The sequence below is a fragment of the Streptomyces sp. NPDC052101 genome, from assembly GCF_040680235.1.
Classification (GTDB): Bacteria; Actinomycetota; Actinomycetes; order Streptomycetales; family Streptomycetaceae; genus Streptomyces.
On sequence record NZ_JBFAWH010000015.1, the window covers coordinates 163,666 to 181,184 of the forward strand.

The 17,519-nt window shown below is 72.2% G+C and carries 15 protein-coding genes; 5 read left to right on the top strand and 10 right to left on the bottom strand.

All coding sequences use genetic code 11. The features are described from left to right. Positions 1-203 precede the first annotated feature (203 nt). From AB0L75_RS26220 to AB0L75_RS26260, 9 genes are all read right to left on the bottom strand, one after another. The gene (locus AB0L75_RS26220) at positions 204-1,682 is read right to left on the bottom strand and encodes a hypothetical protein (protein WP_365185199.1); all 1,479 of its coding nucleotides are present in this window, start codon (positions 1,680-1,682) and stop codon (positions 204-206) included. Further along, positions 1,682-3,388 (bottom strand): DUF3492 domain-containing protein, encoded by a 1,707-nt coding sequence (locus AB0L75_RS26225; RefSeq protein ID WP_365185202.1) that lies wholly within the window; start codon positions 3,386-3,388, stop codon positions 1,682-1,684. Before AB0L75_RS26225 ends, AB0L75_RS26220 begins: the two co-directional genes overlap by 1 nt. 201 nt (positions 3,389-3,589) lie before the next feature. Beyond that, positions 3,590-5,182 (bottom strand): ABC transporter ATP-binding protein, encoded by a 1,593-nt coding sequence (locus tag AB0L75_RS26230; protein ID WP_365185204.1) that lies wholly within the window; start codon positions 5,180-5,182, stop codon positions 3,590-3,592. Beyond that, positions 5,179-6,177: an ABC transporter permease gene (locus tag AB0L75_RS26235; RefSeq protein WP_365185206.1), complete on the bottom strand. Its 999-nt coding sequence runs from the start codon at positions 6,175-6,177 to the stop codon at positions 5,179-5,181. The genes AB0L75_RS26230 and AB0L75_RS26235 overlap by 4 nt, the downstream gene beginning before the upstream one ends. Continuing rightward, complete coding sequence (locus tag AB0L75_RS26240; RefSeq protein WP_365185209.1) at positions 6,174-7,232, bottom strand: ABC transporter permease; 1,059 nt, start codon at positions 7,230-7,232, stop codon at positions 6,174-6,176. Before AB0L75_RS26240 ends, AB0L75_RS26235 begins: the two co-directional genes overlap by 4 nt. A 4-nt stretch (positions 7,233-7,236) precedes the next feature. Next, positions 7,237-8,955: an ABC transporter substrate-binding protein gene (locus tag AB0L75_RS26245; protein ID WP_365185212.1), complete on the bottom strand. Its 1,719-nt coding sequence runs from the start codon at positions 8,953-8,955 to the stop codon at positions 7,237-7,239. 193 nt (positions 8,956-9,148) lie between these two features. Next, positions 9,149-9,244 (bottom strand): Ms4533A family Cys-rich leader peptide, encoded by a 96-nt coding sequence (locus AB0L75_RS26250; RefSeq protein WP_365185215.1) that lies wholly within the window; start codon positions 9,242-9,244, stop codon positions 9,149-9,151. Positions 9,245-9,300: 56 nt separating this feature from the next. Next, positions 9,301-11,001 carry a DUF3152 domain-containing protein gene (locus tag AB0L75_RS26255; RefSeq protein ID WP_365185217.1) on the bottom strand — a complete coding sequence of 567 codons (1,701 nt, stop codon included), beginning with the start codon at positions 10,999-11,001 and terminating at the stop codon, positions 9,301-9,303. A gap of 7 nt (positions 11,002-11,008) precedes the next feature. Next, positions 11,009-12,040, bottom strand: coding sequence for an alpha/beta hydrolase (locus tag AB0L75_RS26260; RefSeq protein WP_365185218.1), 1,032 nt, complete (start codon positions 12,038-12,040; stop codon positions 11,009-11,011). Between the two features lie 294 nt (positions 12,041-12,334). Between AB0L75_RS26260 and AB0L75_RS26265 the strand changes: the two genes are divergently transcribed. From AB0L75_RS26265 to AB0L75_RS26280, 4 genes are all read left to right on the top strand, one after another. After that, positions 12,335-12,556 (top strand): hypothetical protein, encoded by a 222-nt coding sequence (locus AB0L75_RS26265; protein WP_365185221.1) that lies wholly within the window; start codon positions 12,335-12,337, stop codon positions 12,554-12,556. Between the two features lie 180 nt (positions 12,557-12,736). Next, the gene (locus tag AB0L75_RS26270; protein ID WP_365185224.1) at positions 12,737-13,378 is read left to right on the top strand and encodes a TetR/AcrR family transcriptional regulator; all 642 of its coding nucleotides are present in this window, start codon (positions 12,737-12,739) and stop codon (positions 13,376-13,378) included. Between the two features lie 189 nt (positions 13,379-13,567). Next, positions 13,568-13,795, top strand: coding sequence for a DUF3107 domain-containing protein (locus tag AB0L75_RS26275; RefSeq protein WP_365185227.1), 228 nt, complete (start codon positions 13,568-13,570; stop codon positions 13,793-13,795). Between the two features lie 172 nt (positions 13,796-13,967). After that, entirely contained in the window at positions 13,968-14,234 is a 267-nt protein-coding gene (locus AB0L75_RS26280) for a hypothetical protein (RefSeq protein ID WP_365185228.1), read from the top strand. Between the two features lie 126 nt (positions 14,235-14,360). Here the strand turns inward: AB0L75_RS26280 and AB0L75_RS26285 are convergent, their stop codons facing one another. Beyond that, complete coding sequence (locus AB0L75_RS26285) at positions 14,361-15,098, bottom strand: ferritin-like fold-containing protein (RefSeq protein ID WP_365185231.1); 738 nt, start codon at positions 15,096-15,098, stop codon at positions 14,361-14,363. Between the two features lie 403 nt (positions 15,099-15,501). Between AB0L75_RS26285 and AB0L75_RS26290 the strand changes: the two genes are divergently transcribed. Then, positions 15,502-17,519, top strand: a 2,018-nt coding sequence (locus AB0L75_RS26290; RefSeq protein ID WP_365185234.1) for a DEAD/DEAH box helicase, incomplete at its 3' end; no start/stop codon positions are given.

Genomic DNA, 17,519 nt, shown 5'->3' on the forward strand with positions numbered 1-17,519 from the left:
TTCCCCGGACTCCGGCTCCGGCGGTCCCGGCGGCTCCTGCGCCCGCGGCTGCGGCGGCTGCGCACGCGCCGGCGGTTCCGGGGGCTCCGGACGCTCCGGGTCGGGAGGTGGTCATCTGGCTTCTCCTTCAAAAGGGTGGTGCGGTCGCGCAAAAGGGGTGGTGCGGTCGCGTCCGGCGCTGGCTCGGGCCGGTGGCGGAAGGTTCACTCGGAGGCTCCCGTGGGCGCGTGTGCCGAGGCCTGGGTGAGGGTGCGGCCGGCGTGGAGCAGCAGGGCCAGCGCCGCGACGCCGCAGGCGAGGGCCGGGACGGCGGCCTCGCCCCAGGCGTTCACGAGAGCCCGTACGGGGGTCGCCAGGACGGCGCAGCCAGGCAGCCTCGCGGCCAGCGGCGCCGCGACGGCCACCGCCTCCGTGGCCGCCGCGGCCCCGAGCACCACGGCGGGGGCGTGCCGGTGGTGGTGCACGGTGAGCAGGCGGGCGAGCAGCAGCAGCGCGCCCAGGGCGAGGGTCTGCGGGTAGGCCACGGGTTCGTGCAGGACGGTGCCGCACAGCAGGAGCAGTGCGGTGAGCGCGCCCAGGAACAGGGCGAACGTGCCGAACAGCAACGGCCTCGCGGCGGCCGTGAAGTCCTCCAAGCCCCGGCTGCCGGCGAGCCTGCGGCGGGCGCCCGCGGTGAGCAGCTGGGCGCACCAGGCGGCCGGGGCGCAGGCCAGCGTGAGGGCCAGGACGGGAGCGGTGGCGGTGGGCCAGGCGCCGTCCGGGGCGCCGGTCGGCAGCGCGTCGGGGCCGCCCGTCACGACGGCACGCAGAAGGCCGTCGCCGAGGAGGGCGTAACCGAGCAGCCAGAGAGTGCACGCGCGCGTGCCGTTCGCCGTGCGCCACGCGTGTGTGCCGGGCAGGCCGGCGAGGGGGCCGCGGCGCAGTGGGGCACGCGTGGCGAGGGCGACGGCGAGGACGCCGGCGAGGGCGACCAGGAGACGGGGGTGGCCGTGGGTGAGACGCAGTCCGGCCACGGTGGCCGCGCCGAGGGCGCCGGGCAGGAGGGTGAGCAGGATCCGGTCCGCGCGGACGCGAGGCACGGGCAGGGGCTCGGTGGTGGCGCCCTGCTCGCCACCCCGCGGCACGCGCGCGTACAGCTCCTCGGCGAGCGAGAAGACGTCGCGATGGCGGAAGCGGGCGGCGGTCCGGTCGGTGACGCCGTGCGCCTCCAGTCCGGCGGCGATCTCCAAGGGGTCCACGGCCCGCTCGCACAGTTCACGATGCCGGTGCAGCAGCGCCTTCACGGGGTCGGCGGCCCCCCGCCGGGGTGCGGCCACGCGTCGCTTGCCCGCCTCGGGGACACCCGAATCGCCCTTGCCGAATGGTGAGTTGACCGGACATGAGGCGTACGGTTCCGCTTCCGCATCGGCTACCACGCGCGCGGCGAGCGGTCCGGGGCCCTGCCGTCGCTGCCCCTCTGCGACCCCCTCGCCGCCCCGCTCCCTCTCGCCCCACTCTCCCAGCCGTGAGTCCCAGGGCTCGGCGCCACTCGGCATCCCGGGCAGGTCCAGCGCGCCCGACGTGCCCCGTTCGCTAAAGCCGCTCACCGCGCCGTTCCCGTCTCCGCCCCTGTACCTGTCCTGGCCCTTGTCCCTGTCTCCGTCGAGGCGGTTGCCGTCGACACGGTCGTCCCGAACGCTCATCACGCCCCCTCCGCGGCGGCCAGTGGTGTCGCGCGTACCGGTGGGGCCGCGGCCCAGCCGGGGACGGTCCGGGGCAGGACACGGGCCGTGGGGCCGGTCCAGCGGCCGGGGACGCGGGACTCGGCGGGGGCGGCGAACGGCAGGGGCGCGCCGGCCTCGTCGAGGACGACCCGGCGGACCGGACAGTGCGAAACGATCTGTAGGTAAATGCCGTGAAATGCCGCGATGTTCTGCTCGACGGTGAACAGTTCGAGCGCGCGGGCGCGCGCGGCGGCGCCGAGGCGCTCACGGCGCTCGGGGTCGCGCAGCAGCGCCACGCACGCCTCGGCGAGCGCCCGCGGATTGCGCGGCGGTACGACGAGCCCCGTGCCCCCGATGACCTCCACCACCGCGCCGACGTCGGTGGAGACTGTGGCCCGACTGCAGAACATGGCCTCGATGAGGCCGATCGGGAAGCCCTCGACGACGCTGGAGAGCACGACGACCGCGCCGGCGGCGTACGCGTCGGGCAGCGTGGGGGCCTCGGGGCTGCCGATCTCCTCGAAGGAGACCGGGTTGTCGCCGACGGCGTGCACGCCCTCCGCCTCGTCCGGGAAGAGCTGTGCGGCGAGCGCCCGGCAGTGGCCGAGGTAGGCCGCGCCTTCGGGTCCGCAGGGGGCGCCGACGATCCTGAGGCGCGCCCTCGGCTCCTCCTTGCGGACCTCCGCGAAGGCATGCAGGAGCGAGATCAGGTCCTTGGCGGGTTCGACGCGCCCGACCCAGACCAGGGTGTCCGGGGCGGCGCGGTCCGGGGCCTCGCCGACCTCGGCGAAGCGGGCGGCGTCCATGCCCGGGTGGACGGTGCGGATCCTGGCCCGGTCGGCGCCGCACCGTTCCTGCCAGCGGCGGGCGTGGGCGTTGCCGGGCGTGAGGATCTCGGCCCGCCGGTAGACCTCGGCGGCGAGCCGGCCGTGGAAGGCGCCGAGCAGCGCGCGTACGGCGGGGGCGGCGGCGTCGGGGCCGAGGGCCAGGTAGTGCGAGCGAAGCTGTACGCCGTACTCGGTGACGAGCAGCGGCACGTCGCAGAAGTGCCGGGCGAGCAGCCCGGGGAGGGCGGTGGAGCCTCCGGCGGTTGCGTGGCAGAGGTCGGCCGCGCCGAGGCCGTCGTCGCCGTACCAGTCGAGCGAGAGGGGGCGCAGGGCGCGTTCGAGGTGTGCGGTGACGGTGAGCAGGTCGGGTACGCGCGCCTCGCGCGCCGTGCGCAGTGCGCCGGGGGCGCGACAGGCGCGTTCGAGGGTGTGTACGGCCGCGTCCGAGCGCAGGGCGCCGACCAGTCCGCCCTGCTCGCGGGCGAGTTCGGCGAGTCCGTACAGCGCGCTGCCGAAACGGTCCGGCAGATCGGTGGCCCCACCCTCGGCGGAGGCATCGACACCGGTCCCGGCGCACATCGCCCCGACGAGTTCGCCGTAGCACTCGGCGAAGCGCCGGCGCGCGCGCCGCCCGTATGCGACCCCGTCGTCCTCGGACGTCCACAGCGGCGCCGTACGCACCCGGCCGACCTGCGGCGGGAGCGGGACCCAGCCGTCCTCCTCCTGGCGCCGGCTGCGGCTGAGCGCGTAGAGGTCGAACTCGTGCTGTTCGAGCCCGCGCACGAGCCGGTCGCACCAGAGTCCGGCGTCACCGCTCACATACGGGTAGCCACCCTCCGTAAGCAGTCCGATGCGCACGTGTGCACCCCCGATCTCCCGTCTGGGGAGCCGCCGTTGTCCCGGCGGCTCACAGCGGGACGAACGTAAGGGGACAAGGCGGTGGCGCGACGGACGGTTGTCCATCGCGCCACCAAAAGGGGTGAACGGACGTAACTTTCGCGTGCGGGTCGCGTTCGGCCGCGCTAGGGATTCACACGGCGATCGGCCGAGCACAAAACGTTACGCCACGGCCGGTTCACGGCGGGCCGCGCGCCGCCGGGCCGCCAGCTCCGGGTCGAGCGCGGGTACGGCGGCCAGGAGTTGTCCGGTGTACGGCTCGCGCGGGCTGTCGTACACCTCGTCGGCCGGCCCGTACTCGACGACCCGGCCGCGCCGCATGACCGCGACCCGGTCGCTGACCTGCCGTACGACGGCGAGGTCGTGGGCGATGAAGACCAGCGCGAGGCCGAGTTCCCGCTGGAGTTCGCCGAGCAGCTCGACCACCTGCGCCTGCGTGGTCACGTCGAGCGCGGAGACCGGCTCGTCGCAGACGATGACGCGCGGTTCGGCGGCGAGCGCGCGGGCGATGCCGATGCGCTGGCGCTGGCCGCCGCTGAACTCGTGCGGGTAGCGGTCGTAGTGCGACCTGTCGAGCCCCACGCGCTCCAGCAGTTCCGTCACGCGCCCCCGGATGCGCTCCACGTCATGGTCGCCACGCGCGCGGAGCGGGTCGGCGATGGACTCGCCCACGCTGCGGCGGGGGTTGAGGGAGGAGACGGGATCCTGGAAGATCATCTGGATGGCCGGGTTCACGCCGGTGTGCGGGCGGTCCTCGTAGCGGATCGCTCCGGCGGTCGGCTCCAGCAGCCCGACCAGCATCCGGCCGAGCGTGGTCTTGCCGCTGCCGCTCTCGCCGACCACGCCGAGGGTCTCGCCGCGGCGGACGGTCAGCGAGACGTCGTCCACGGCCGTGAACGCCCGCTTGCCGCGCCCGAACTCGCGCCGCACCCCGGTGGCCTCCAGCACGACCTCGTCGGTGGCCCTGGAGCCGGTGCGGCGGGCGTCCACGCGCGGGACGGCGTCGAGGAGTTCGCGGGTGTACGGCTCGGCGGGCGCCGCGAGGACCGTGCCGACGGGGCCGTGCTCGACGGCCCTGCCGTGCCGCATGACGAGGATGTCGTCCACGCTCTCGGCGGCGACGCCCACGTCGTGGGTGACGAGCAGCAGGCCCATGCCGGTGTCCTCGCGCAGCGTGTGCAGCAGGTCGAGGATCTGCGCCTGGACGGTGACGTCGAGGGCGGTGGTCGGCTCGTCGGCGATCAGCAGATCCGGTTCGCAGGCGAGCGCCATGGCGATCAGGGCGCGTTGGCGCATGCCGCCGCTGAACTCGTGCGGCCGGGACCGGGACCGCCGTACCGCGTCCGGAATTCCCACCCGCTCCAGCACCTCCACGGCACGCGCGCGTGCCGTGCGACGGGACACGCGCGTGTGCACGCGATGGACCTCGGCGATCTGGTCGCCGATCGCGTAGTACGGGTCCAGCGAGGACAGCGGGTCCTGGAAGACCATGGCGGCCCTCGCCCCGCGCAGCCGCCGCAACTCCTCGTCCGGGGCCGCCTGTACGTCCGTGCCGGCCACCCGCACCGAGCCGGTGACCCGGGCCCCCGTGCCCCGGTGCAGGCCCAGCAGGGCTCCCGCGACCGTGGACTTGCCGGAGCCGGACTCGCCGACGAGGGCCAGCGCGGCGCCCTCCGCCAGACTGAAGGAGAGTCCGTCCACGGCCCGCAGGGAGCCGAACCCGACCGTCAGGTCCTTGACTTCGACCAGGCTCATGCCAGTACCACCCGTCGGTCGGCCACCGCGTACAGGACATCCGCGACGGCGTTGGCGAGGACCACGAAGAAGCCGATGACCAGGACCATGCCGACGACCACCGGAAGATCGACGACCTTCACCGCGTGCACCAGCTCCTGGCCGACGCCGGGCAGGCCGAAGAGGGTCTCGGTGAGGACGGCACCGCCGACGGCCGAGCCGAAGGTGACCGCGTTGAGCGCGATGACGGAGGCGGTCGCGCCGCGCAGCGCGTGCCGGGCGATCACCGCCCGCTCGCCGACGCCGTATGCGCGGAACGTGCGGATGTGGTCCTCGGCCAGCGTCTCCAGCATCGATGCCCGGGTCAGCCGGGCGAAGTTGGCCGCCTCGACGAGGGCGAGGGAGAGCCAGGGCAGCAGCAGGTTCCATGCCCACTGTTCGGGGTCGTCGGTGAAGGGGACGTACTGCGGGAAGGGCAGGAGCTGCAGTTCGCCGCAGACGACGATCATCAGGACCAGTCCGATGACGAAGACGGGCGTGGCGACGCCCGCCAGCGTGATCGCGGTCAGCAGACGCTCGGTGAAGCGGCCACGCCGCCAGGCGGACAGCACGCCGGTGCCGACGCCGAGCACCAGCCAGATCACCATCGCGCCGAGCACCAGCGAGAAGCTCACCGGCAGCTTGGTCAGGATGATGGCGGTGACCTGCTGGTCGGTCTGGTACGACTGGCCGAGGCAGGGCGCCGTGCAGTGCTCGACGGACGTGCCGGTGGAGAAGTCCTGGCCCACGAAGAGTCCCTGCAGGAAGTGCCAGTAGCGCACGTACAGCGGGTCGTCGAGGTGCAGTTGCTGGGCCACCTGGTGGACCTGGGCCGGCGAGCAGCGCGGGCCGCAGGTGATCTGGGCGACGTTGCCGGGGGTGACGTAGAAGACGACGTAGATGATCACCGAGAGCGCGAACAGGGTGATCACGGCGCCGATGACGCGGCGCAGGACGAAGCCGGTGAGGCCGCTCATGCCCGGTCCTCCTTGTTCTTCACGGCCGCGTCCGCCACGCCGGCCTGCGGTACGGCGGTCTCCGCGCGGGCCTCGCGCTTGCGGCCGGTGCCGATGCGCAGGCGGGAGGCCGCGCGGGGGTCGAGGGCGACGCGGACGCCGTCGCCGAGGACGGTCATCGCCAACACGGTCACGAACAGGGCCGCGGCGGGCAGCAGCAGATACTGCGGGGCCGCCTGGTACCAGACGTCGGCGGAGGTGAGCATCTGCCCCCAGGAGGGCGTCGGCGGCTTCACGCCGACGCCGAGGAAGGACAGGGCGGCCTCGGCGCTGATGTTCGACGGGATCAGCAGCGCCGCGTACGTGATGACGGGCGCGGCGAGCCCGGGCAGCAGCTCGCGTACGGCGGTGCGCCAGGTGCTCCAGCCGCTGAGCCGGGACGCCGCGACGTAGTCGAGGTTCTTCAGGGTGAGGGTCTGGGCGCGCACCGTCTTCGCCGTCGTGCTCCAGCCGGAGACCAGGGAGATGATCAGCGCGACGAGGACGGGCCGCGGGAAGCCGCCCGGCACGACGGCCAGCAGCGCGAGCGCCATGACCATCAGCGGCATCGAGACGAAGATGTCGGTGATCCGGCTGAGGACCTGGTCGACCCGGCGGTTGCCCAGGCCGGCCGCCACGCCCATGGTGACGCCGAGGACCACCTGGAGGACCGTGGCACCGAGCGCGACGCCCAGCGACACCCGCGCCCCGTAGACGAGCCGGGCGAACAGGTCGCGTCCGGTCTGCGGTTCGACGCCCAGCCAGTGGTCGGCGCCGAGGCCGCCGAGGGAGCCGAGGGGCACGCCGCCGCGCGCCGAGTCGATCAGGGACGGGTGGTAGGTGGTGGGGTCCTGGCCCTCCAGCGCGGTGAGCAGCGGCGCGGCGAGCGCGATCAGGACGAGCAGCGCGACGACGGCCGCGGCGACCAGGGCGGCGCGCTGCGCGCGCAGCCGCCGCCAGAACTGACGTGCCCCCGAGGCCGCCGGGGCGGCGGTGTCCGCCCCGGCGGCCTCGACGGCGACAAGTGCCTCGCTCACGGCGTCACTTCACCGCGACCTGGGAGATGTCCAGCACGCCGGTCCAGTCGCTGATGACGATGTGCTTGACGTCCGAGCCGTACAGGCGCTTGTAGACCGGGTGGAACAGCGGGACGACAAGGGCCTTCTCGCCGATCTTCTTGTCCAGTGCACCCCATCGCTGGGCGGCCGCGTCAAGGTCGGTCAACTTGTTGATCGCGTCAATCTCGTCATTGACCGACTTGTCGTCGAGCAGCCCCGTGTTGAAGTTCGCGCCGTCCTTGACGATCTGCCGGCCGTCGAAGATCGGGGCGAGGAAGGGACCGCCGGAGGGCCAGTCGGCACCCCAGTGCGCCAGGAAGAAGCCGGGCTCGGTCTTCACACTGTGGATCTTGTCCTTGTAGTCGTTGTCCTCCAGGCCCTGGAGCTTGACCGTGATCCCGGCCTTCTTGAGCGCGTCCTGGACGGCGGTCGCGATCTCCGGGCTGGTCTCGAAGTTCTTGGCGTTGGAATGGGTCAGCGTGATGGTGAGCCCGCTCTTGTAACCGGCCTGGGCGAGCAGTTCCTTGGCCTTGGCCGGGTTGCCGGAGGCGCCGGCCGGGAACGGGTCGTACGGCGTGTGGCCGAAGGACTTCTGGTTGGGCAGGAAGGTGGTGGCGGGCTCGGCGAGCGAGCTGCCGCCGGCCGCGTTGACCACCGAGGAACGGTCGACGGCGTACGCGATCGCCTGCCGCACCTTCGGGTTGTCGAACGGCTTCACGGTCGGGTTGAACGCGATGTAGTTCGTGTAGCCGAAGTGGCCGGTGCCCACGCGCGCGGCGAGTTCCTTGTCGCCGCTGACCTTGGCGAGTTCGGCCGGTCCGAGGTTGGTGTCCGTGGTGACGGCCGCGGCGTCCACTCCCTGAGACGCGGACAGCCGCTGGTTGATCACGGAGGAGTCGAGGCCGGAGAGGACGTCGACGGTGTCGGGGTAGGCCTTGCGCTCGTCGTCGGTCGCCGCCGACCAGTACTTGTTGCGCGTGAGGAGGACGTGTTCGCCGTCGTTCTCGTTCTTGACGACCTTGTAGGGGCCGGACGAGATCGGGTGCTCCTCGTACTTGGTGCCGTTGTCCTTGCTCTTGGGCACCGGGGTGAACTGCGTCTGCGTGGCGAGGAACGGGAACTCGCCCTCGGGCTTGTTCAGGTGGAAGACGATGGTGCGCGCGTCCGGCGTCTCGATCGCCGAGAGGCCCTTCTTGTCCTTGTACGGCCCCTGGTAGTCGGCGGCGCCGACCAGCCAGTCGCGCAGATAGGGTGCGCCGCCGGACAGCTCGGGGGCGAAGGAGCGCTCGATGCCGTACTTGATGTCGGCCGAGGTGATCGGGGTGCCGTCCTCGTACTTGAGGCCCTTCTTCAAGGTGTACGTCCACACGGTGGCGTCCTTGTCGGGCCGGCCGGTGTCGGTGGCGAGGTCGGGGACGACCTTGGAACCGGCCGCGCCGTTCTCGCGGTTGCGCGTGGTGAGGGTGCGGAACACCAGCGAAGGGACGTTTCCGCCGCCGGAGGTGTAGAGGCGGGCGGGGTCGAAGTCGGTCTGCGGCTCGGAGTTGAGCACCGTGAGGGTGCCGCCCTTGTGGGGCGTGGAGTCGCCACCGGAGCCCTTGGCATCGCTGTCCTTCGGGCCGCAGGCGGCGGCGCCCGCTGCCACGACCAGGCTGACGGATGCCGCTGCCACGCGGCGCGCTATGACGGACGGTTGACGCATCGGAATGACGACCTCTCGGGGAACTGTCGAGGATTTCTCGAGGAGGGATGTCTCGGAACATGAGACAAGTGGACGAGGAGTGAGACGACTGCGAGCAGACGTCGGCCCCGGCGCCGGGTCGTCGAAAAGCCCGTGACACGGTCACGGACGGAAAGGAGAAAAGGGTCGCGACGCGAACGCCGAGGAGGCGGCGTCAGCGACAGTCGATGTCGGCCACGCAGAGTGCGGTCACACCGAAGAGCGCCAGCTCGATGGCTGCGCTCTCACTGACGGCATGACTAGACCACATGCGCAGAAATATGAACGAACTCAGGGCTCATGTCAATGTGACGTGAGCGGCGTCTGTCAACTCTTGGGATACGGCCAGGGGTTGGGTAGACAGTGGATTCCGTCATGGTCCAGGAACTTGGTCTGCTGCTGCATGACGGGGGCGAGTTCGCCGTTCTTCTGGCACGTCACATGGCCGTGGCCGAGTCGGTGGCCGACCTCATGATTGATCAACATCTGTCGGTAGGCATACATTTTGTCCCCGTATGTCTTGCTGCCCTGGGCCCACCTGTATGCATTGATCATCACTCGTTCGGTGGCAGCGGAGTCACAGGAGACGTTGTCCTCCGTGGTGTCCAGCCCGGACTTGGCGCACCACGTGGCGGTCGTACCGGGGCTCGCCAGCGTGATCACGAAGTCGGGCTTGCCGGAGGAGATCCGCTCGAAGGTGCGGGCGCCGGCGTGGGCCCAACTGCGGTCGTCGTTCAGGGTCTTCTGCACGGCCTCGGCGAACAGCCCGCCGTCCAGGCCCAGTCCCTGTTCGACATCCACGCGGTAGGTGTACTTCTGCCCCTTGCCAGGCGCCTTGTCGAAGCCCGGGACGGCGTCGAACTTCCCCGAGCCCTTCAGCGTGACGCCGAGCGGGTACTTCCGGTCCATCTTCTGCTCGTACGACAGCGTGACCGGGCCGGGTGAGGCGGACGGCGCCGGGCCGCCCGCGTCACGGGCCTGGTCGGGCGCGGACCGCGACTGCGTGCCGCCGCCGTCCCGCGACTCGGCCACCTGCCCGGCGACGACCACCGCGAGCACGGTGGTGACGGCGGCCGCCGCGATACCGGTGAAGGCCCGCCCCTTGCCACCGGGGCGCTGCGCGGACGGGGCGCCGGGGGGCTCCACGGACCGGCCGCCCGAACGCTGCCCCGGCAGGCCGGCGGGGGGCGCGGCGGCGCCGTCCGCCTCCGGCGCGTCGGCCGGGTGCTGCCCGCCGGGGCGGGGCCTGCCCGTGCGGGGCGCGAAGACGTCGATGTCGTCATCGACGCCGACGGCACCGACAGTGCCGACAGCGCCGTCGTGCGCGTCGGTGAAGGCGTCGAGGTAGTCCTGCCGAGGCCCGACTCCCGGCTTCTGGCCCTGCCCCGGGCCCGGGCCCGGACCCGCCGGCCGCTGCCGCGGAAGCACAGCACCGGCCCCGGCCGCCCCCGCGAACTCGCCCCAACCACCACCGGCTTCCCGCACCTCGGGGTGCCCACCACGAGCACCGGCCCCGCCATGCACTCGGGGCACACCGTGCACGGGGGTGCCGTCGGGAAGCCTCGGGACGCCGCGCGCCGGCGTGCCATCAGGAAGACGGGGCACGCCGTGTGCCGGAGTGCCGTCGGCGAAGCGCGGTACCCCGTGAGCGGGCGTACCGTCCGGGAACGCCGACGGCGCCTGCGGGCCACGCGGTGCACCTCCGGCGGCACCGGCACCGCCCATCGGCGCCTGTCGCTGCCCCGGAAACAGCGGCTGCCCGCCTCGCGCGGACATGGCGCCTGGAACCCCAGGAGCACCCGGAGCACCCGCAGGCCCCTGCCGGCCCTGCGTGCGCTGCCCATACGGTCCCTGGCCGTACGCCTCCTCGCCGTACGCCCCATCCCCGTACAGCGCCCCAGGTCCGCTCCCCTTCCCGGAGATGTCCCTGGCGTCGCCCTCGCGGGGGCCCCGCTGTCGTGTACGCCTGGCGATTATGTCCGCGGAGTCGTCCTTGGGGGCCGGACCGCGGCGGCTGTGGCGTCCCACGCGGGCCTCAGCCCCCCGCGCCCGGGGCCGTGACATCGGAGACGTCAGAAACGTCGGTGACGTCGCTCTCGGCATCCGTGCCCGACTCCCCGGCGTCCGTGAGGAGTTCACCGAACGCCGTGGCCACCACGCCCGGGTACTCCATCATCGCCACATGCCCGGCATCCGGCAGGGACAGCAGGCGGGAGTCGCGGAAGGAGCGGGCGGCACGGGCTGCCATGCGGAAGCCGACGAGCTGGTCGCGGCCGCCGTAGATGAGCAGGGTCGGCGCGAGCACGCGCTCGGCCTGGCGCCACAGCCCGTGCTGTCCGCCGAGCGTGTAGGCGTTGACGATCCCGCGCGCGGAGCGGGACATCGCGTCCCAGAAGTACGGCAGCTGCAGCCGCCGTTCCAGCTCCTCGACGGCGTCCTGGAACGCCTCGGGCGACACCCGCGCGGGGTCGCCGTAGCAGAGCGCCGTGACGCCGCGCACGCGCTGCTCGGCCGTCCACTCCTTGGTGAGCCGGGTGAACAGGGCGGCGACGCCGGGCACACCGAGCAGCGCGGTCGGCGCCGCGGTGCGCTGGATGCGCAGTTCCGGCAGGGCGGGCGACACGAGGGTGAGCGTACGGACGAGGTCGGGTCGGACGGCGGCCACGCGCGTGGTGACCGCGCCGCCGAGCGAGTTGCCGAACAGGTGGACCGGGCCGCGGCCGGCCGCGTCGAGATAGCGGATCACCGCACGCGCGTGCCCGGTGACGGAGTAGTTCCCGTCGTCCGGGGGCGGGGAGTCGCCGAAGCCGGGCAGATCGAGCGCCTCGCTGTCGACGATGTCGTCCAGCTCGGCCATCAGCGCCGACCAGTTCTGCGAGGAACCGCCGAGCCCATGGACGTACAGCGCGGGCGGCAGGCCCTCGCGCGCGGGACGGCGGGAACGGATCGACAGGGTGACTCCGGGCAGCCCCACGGACCGCAGCCGCTCGCCCTCGCCGACCCGGACGGGCGCCACCCTCGGAAGCACACTGGCGGCCGGCACGGACGGCGACTCGGTCGAAGACATGCGGCAATGTTATGAGGTGATCACGCCGGGATCCGTGTGTCGGCCGTCACAGAGTGAACCGTGGGTGACGGGTGAACCGGACGACTGAGAGCGAACCGTGATCGACCGGTGAGCACCGGCGGAGACGGGTGGAGACCGGTGGACAACGGTGAACATCGGTAGACATCGGTGAACAAGGGCAACGAACGGGCGTGACGGCATGGCGTCCGGATCTGGTGTCTCCTAGGCTCGTACACAGGGCACCCGCAGTGGCCCCTGCTGCTTCCAGGGACGTTCGTAGGAAGGGAGCCCACCATGGCCTATGACCCCACAGAGCCCTACGCGACCGAGGACCCGGAGGCCGACCCGGCCGAGATCGACGTCGAGGCCCCCGAGGTGGACGCCGCGGAACAGCACACCGACCTCTCACCGGACCAGGACGACCCGCTGACGAACGTGGACCCGGACCGTGCGAACGTGGCCGATCTGGTCGAGCAGGCGCGGGTGGTCTCGATCGACGAGGACGACTACCGCTGACCTCGACGATGTCCCACGGCCGCAGCCCGACGGCGCTCCGCGGCCGCACGAGGGGGCACTGCCGCTTTCGCCGCCGTCCGGTACGTGAAATTCTGCGCTCGCACCGCGCACACCACGGTTACCGAAAAGTACGATGGCCGCGCGGCTGACACCGCGATATGGACGACTTTGGGAGGCGGCGTGACAGCCATCGAGCAAACTGAGGCGGCACGCCCGCGTGGCACCCGTCTGCCACGCCGCGCTCGACGGAACCAGCTGCTGGGTGCAGCACAGGAGGTTTTCGTCGCGCAGGGTTATCACGCGGCGGCGATGGACGACATCGCCGAGCGGGCCGGCGTGAGCAAGCCGGTGCTCTACCAGCACTTTCCCGGCAAGCTCGACCTGTACCTCGCCCTGCTGGACCAGCACTGCGAGTCGCTGATCCAGTCCGTGCGCAGCGCACTGGCGTCGACGACCGACAACAAGCAGCGCGTCCGGGCCACCATGGACGCCTATTTCGCGTACGTCGAGGACGACGGCGGCGCCTTCCGGCTGGTCTTCGAGTCGGACCTGACGAACGAGCCCGCGGTCCGCGAGCGCGTCGACAAGGTCACCAACGAGTGCGCCGAGGCGATCTGCGAGGTCATCGCCGAGGACACCGGCCTGTCGCGGGCGGAGTCGATGCTGCTCGCCTCCGGCCTCGGCGGTCTCGCCCAGGTGGTGGCCCGCTCCTGGCTGCACAGCGACCGGAGCGTGCCGCGCGACCAGGCGGTGCAACTGCTGACCTCGCTGGCCTGGCGGGGCATCGCCGGCTTCCCGCTGCACGGCAGCGAACACCACTGACACATCCGGACGGCGCCAAAGACGGCAGGTCCTACGACACCTACGACCCCACCGACGGCCATTTGTTCCCGTGCGCTGTTCGCTGACGGCGTTCCTGCCCGCAGCGTGTACGTCCCCTCACCGGACTAATGTGTGCTGGGTACGGCGCGGAAGATCGCGCACATCACTGGCCGTCGGAGGGACAAAGCCGTGGAGGTCAAGATCGGCGTGCAGTACGCGCCCCGCGAGATCGTTCTGGAGAGCGGTCAGAGCGTCGAGGAGGTGGAGCGTCTGGTGTCCGACGCGCTGTCCGGCAAGACGCAGCTGCTGAGCCTCGAGGACGAGAAGGGCCGCAAGGTCCTGGTGCCGACGGACCGCCTGGCGTACGTGGAGATCGGCGAGCCGACTGTCCGCAAGGTGGGTTTCGGCGCGCTGTAGGCCGAGGTCGTGAGAGGGGCCCGGCGGCTGTGTGCCGCCGGGCCCTTCTGTGTGGACTGTGCACACAGACGGAGCACAACTCCTGCACAGCGGAGGATTGCAGTCCGCAGGTCACGGGTATGACGGGCTACGACCGCATCTGGGCAGACCGGCCGTGGGAGGGACCCCCGACATGATCCTGGAAGCACTCGGATCCGCAGTGCTCGGTCTGATCCTGGCCTGGGCGGCGGCGTACCGCCTGCCCCACCGGCTTCCGGCCCGCCCGCTGGTTCTCTCGACGGGCGTCGCGGGCGCCCTCTTCGGCGACTTCGTCACCCACACCGCGCTCGGCCCCGGCCCCGCCTGGCTGAGCCTCCCGGGCGCCGCGATCATCTCCGCCGCGTCCCTGTCGCTGCTCCTGCGCCCGTCAGGCCGCCTGCGCCGATCAGCCACGGCGTAGGGACGGCACCTTCGCGGCCGACGCAAGGGTCAACACCCCCAGGGGCGCGGGGAACTCCGCGACCGGACCCAACGGACCCGCAGCCGCACAACTCACCGCACCCACCCCCACCGAGCGCCCCCGCTCTCAGGCCGCGAGGCCCAGCGCAGCCATCCGCTTGGTGTGCGCCTCGGTGATCCGCGAGAACATCCTCCCGACCTCCGCGAGGTCGAACCCGTCGGCCACCCCGCCCACGAGCATCGTGGACAGCGCGTCCCGGTCGGCGACCACCCGCTGGGACTGCGAGAGCGCCTCCCCCATCAGCCGCCGCGCCCACAGCGCCAGCCGGCCGCCCACGCGCGGTTCGGCGTCGATGGCGGCCCGCACCTTCTCCACCGCGAACCCGGCGTGCCCGGTGTCGTCGAGAACGGCCAGAACCAGTTCCCGGGTGTCGGAGTCGAGCCGGGCCGCGACCTCCCGGTAGAAGTCGCTCGCGATCGAGTCGCCGACGTAGGCCTTGACCAGGCCCTCCAGCCAGTCCGAGGGCGCGGTCTGGCGGTGGAAGCCGTCGAGCGCGGCGACGAACGGGTCCATCGCGGCCGTCGGCTCCTCGCCGATCTCGGTCAGCCGGTCCCGCAGCCGCTCGAAGTGGTGGAACTCGGCCGAGGCCATCTTCGCCAGCTCCGCCTTGTCCGCGAGGGTCGGCGCCAGCTTCGCGTCCTCGGCGAGCCGCTCGAACGCCGCCAGCTCCCCGTACGCGAGGGCGCCGAGCAGGTCCACGACGGCGGCGCGGTACTGCGGGTCGGCGGAGGCCTGCGCCCAGTCCTGGGCGGCGACACCCGTGGGCGCCGCGGAGGTGTTCTCAGGCTTGTCAGAGCTAGTCATGAGGCGCACAATAGCCCGCTTGCGCGACCTCGGAAGATGCTGGTGGATCAGTGTGACCACCATGACGTGACCAATTCGGCCATCGCATGTGCGTGAATCCGGGGTATGGTGGTAATGCGCCTGCCAGAGTGCGTTGACGGTGTTCGACGTCTCCCGACAGGGCGCACGCATGAGGATGCCCGGTCGGTGGCCCGATCGGCTCCGACCCGACAGCCCTCCCTGGCCGTACGGCGACGACCGTACGACAACAGGAGGGACCCTCAGCGGTACGAGCGCTAGAGCGTCGGCAGAGGTCCCGTGCTTTACGGCTTGCCCGAGTGGTTCGCCCGTACGGCAGCCGACGTCCCCGGCACGGTCAGTCATGACCCCCTCGCTCGCCTCGCGCCGCGTACACAGAAGAGGCATGACCCTGACTACGACGTTTCGAGAACTCGGAATCCTCCCCGAGACCGCCGAGGCCCTGGAGGCCGTCGGCATCATCACTCCCTTCCCCATCCAGGAGATGACGCTCCCCGTCGCCCTGTCCGGCACGGACGTCATCGGCCAGGCCAAGACCGGCACCGGCAAGACGCTGGGCTTCGGTCTCCCGCTCCTGGAGCGCGTCACCGTCCCCGCCGACGTGGAGGCCGGCCGCGCCGCCCCCGAGGCCCTCACCGACGCCCCGCAGGCCCTCGTCGTCGTCCCCACGCGCGAGCTGTGCACCCAGGTCACCAACGACCTGCTGACGGCCGGCAAGGTCCGTAACGTGCGGGTGACCGCGATCTACGGCGGCCGGGCCTACGAGCCCCAGGTCGAGGCCCTGAAGAAGGGCGTCGACGTGGTCGTCGGCACCCCGGGCCGACTGCTGGACCTCGCGGGCCAGAAGAAGCTGAACCTGAAGCACGTCAAGTGCCTGGTCCTCGACGAGGCCGACGAGATGCTCGACCTGGGCTTCCTGCCCGACGTCGAGAAGATCATCGACATGCTGCCGGCCAAGCGGCAGACCATGCTGTTCTCGGCCACCATGCCGGGCGCGGTCATCGGCCTCGCGCGCCGCTACATGTCGCGGCCCACGCACATCCGTGCCACCGCGCCGGACGACGAGGGCGCGACGGTCGCGAACATCAAGCAGTTCGTCTACCGCGCCCACAACATGGACAAGCCGGAGATGGTCGCCCGCATCCTGCAGGCCGACGGCCGCGGACTGGCGATGATCTTCTGCCGTACCAAGCGCACGGCCGCCGACATCGCCGAGCAGCTGCAGCGCCGCGGGTTCGCCTCCGGCGCGGTCCACGGCGACCTCGGCCAGGGCGCCCGCGAGCAGGCGCTGCGCGCCTTCCGCAACGGCAAGGTGGACGTCCTCGTCTGCACCGACGTGGCCGCGCGCGGCATCGACGTCGAGGGCGTGACCCACGTCATCAACTACCAGTCCCCCGAGGACGAGAAGACGTACCTGCACCGCGTCGGCCGTACGGGCCGCGCGGGCGCCAAGGGTACGGCGATCACGTTCGTCGACTGGGACGACATCCCGCGCTGGCAGCTGATCAACAAGGCGCTGGAGCTGGACTTCAACGACCCGGTGGAGACGTACTCAAGCTCCCCGCACCTCTTCTCCGACCTCGACATCCCCGCGGGCACCAAGGGCATCCTGCCGCGTTCGGAGCGGACCCGTGCGGGTCTGGACGCGGAGGAGCTGGAGGACCTGGGCGAGACCGGCGGGCGTGGTGCTCGTGGCCGCGGTCGCGGTGACCGCGGTGACCGTGGTGGGCGCGGTGGCCGCGCCGAGTCCGGCGCCGCCACTGCAGAGCGCGAGACCTCGTCCCGTACGCCGCGCCGTCGTCGTCGCACGCGCGGTGGCGCCCTGCTGGACGCCACCACCGCCCCGGCCGCTACGACGGCTCCGGCACCGGACGCCGAGTCCGGCCCGGCGGAGGAGTCCGCGACGGCTCCCCGCACCCTGCGCCGCCGTCGCCGTACCCGCAGCGGGGTCTCGGCACAGCCGGTGCCGGCCGCCGAGGCCGCCGTCGAGACGGTGGACAAGGCCGTGGACGCGGTGGAGACGGTGGAGGACCCGGCCGCGCTGGACGCGCCGGAGAAGCCGCGCCGCCGCCGCACCCGCAAGACGGCGGAGCCGACGGTGGTCGCGCCTGCCGCCGAGCCCGTGGCCGAGACGGTCGTGCCGGTGGCGGAGGCCGTGACGGCGTCGGACAGCGCGACCGTGGAAGCACCGGAGGCGAAGCCGCGCCGCCGTACCCGCAAGACGGCCGCGCCCGCCGCGGAGACGGCCGTCGCCACGGCCGAGTCCGCCGAGGCTCCGGAAGCCGAGGCCAAGCCGCGCCGCACCCGGAAGACGGCCACGACCGCAGCGACCGCCGAGGCCGCCGTGGACACCGCCGAAGGCACGGAGACCAAGCCGCGCCGCACCCGCAAGACGGCCACGAC

Coding starts and splice junctions, on each gene's coding strand:
- AB0L75_RS26220 (WP_365185199.1), bottom strand. CDS start 1,682: ATGAGCGTTCGGGACGACCGTGTCGACGGCAACCGCCTCGACGGAGAC.
- AB0L75_RS26230 (WP_365185204.1), bottom strand. CDS start 5,182: ATGAGCCTGGTCGAAGTCAAGGACCTGACGGTCGGGTTCGGCTCCCTG.
- AB0L75_RS26235 (WP_365185206.1), bottom strand. CDS start 6,177: ATGAGCGGCCTCACCGGCTTCGTCCTGCGCCGCGTCATCGGCGCCGTG.
- AB0L75_RS26245 (WP_365185212.1), bottom strand. CDS start 8,955: ATGCGTCAACCGTCCGTCATAGCGCGCCGCGTGGCAGCGGCATCCGTC.
- AB0L75_RS26250 (WP_365185215.1), bottom strand. CDS start 9,244: ATGTGGTCTAGTCATGCCGTCAGTGAGAGCGCAGCCATCGAGCTGGCG.
- AB0L75_RS26260 (WP_365185218.1), bottom strand. CDS start 12,040: ATGTCTTCGACCGAGTCGCCGTCCGTGCCGGCCGCCAGTGTGCTTCCG.
- AB0L75_RS26265 (WP_365185221.1), top strand. CDS start 12,335: ATGGCCTATGACCCCACAGAGCCCTACGCGACCGAGGACCCGGAGGCC.
- AB0L75_RS26280 (WP_365185228.1), top strand. CDS start 13,968: ATGATCCTGGAAGCACTCGGATCCGCAGTGCTCGGTCTGATCCTGGCC.
- AB0L75_RS26285 (WP_365185231.1), bottom strand. CDS start 15,098: ATGACTAGCTCTGACAAGCCTGAGAACACCTCCGCGGCGCCCACGGGT.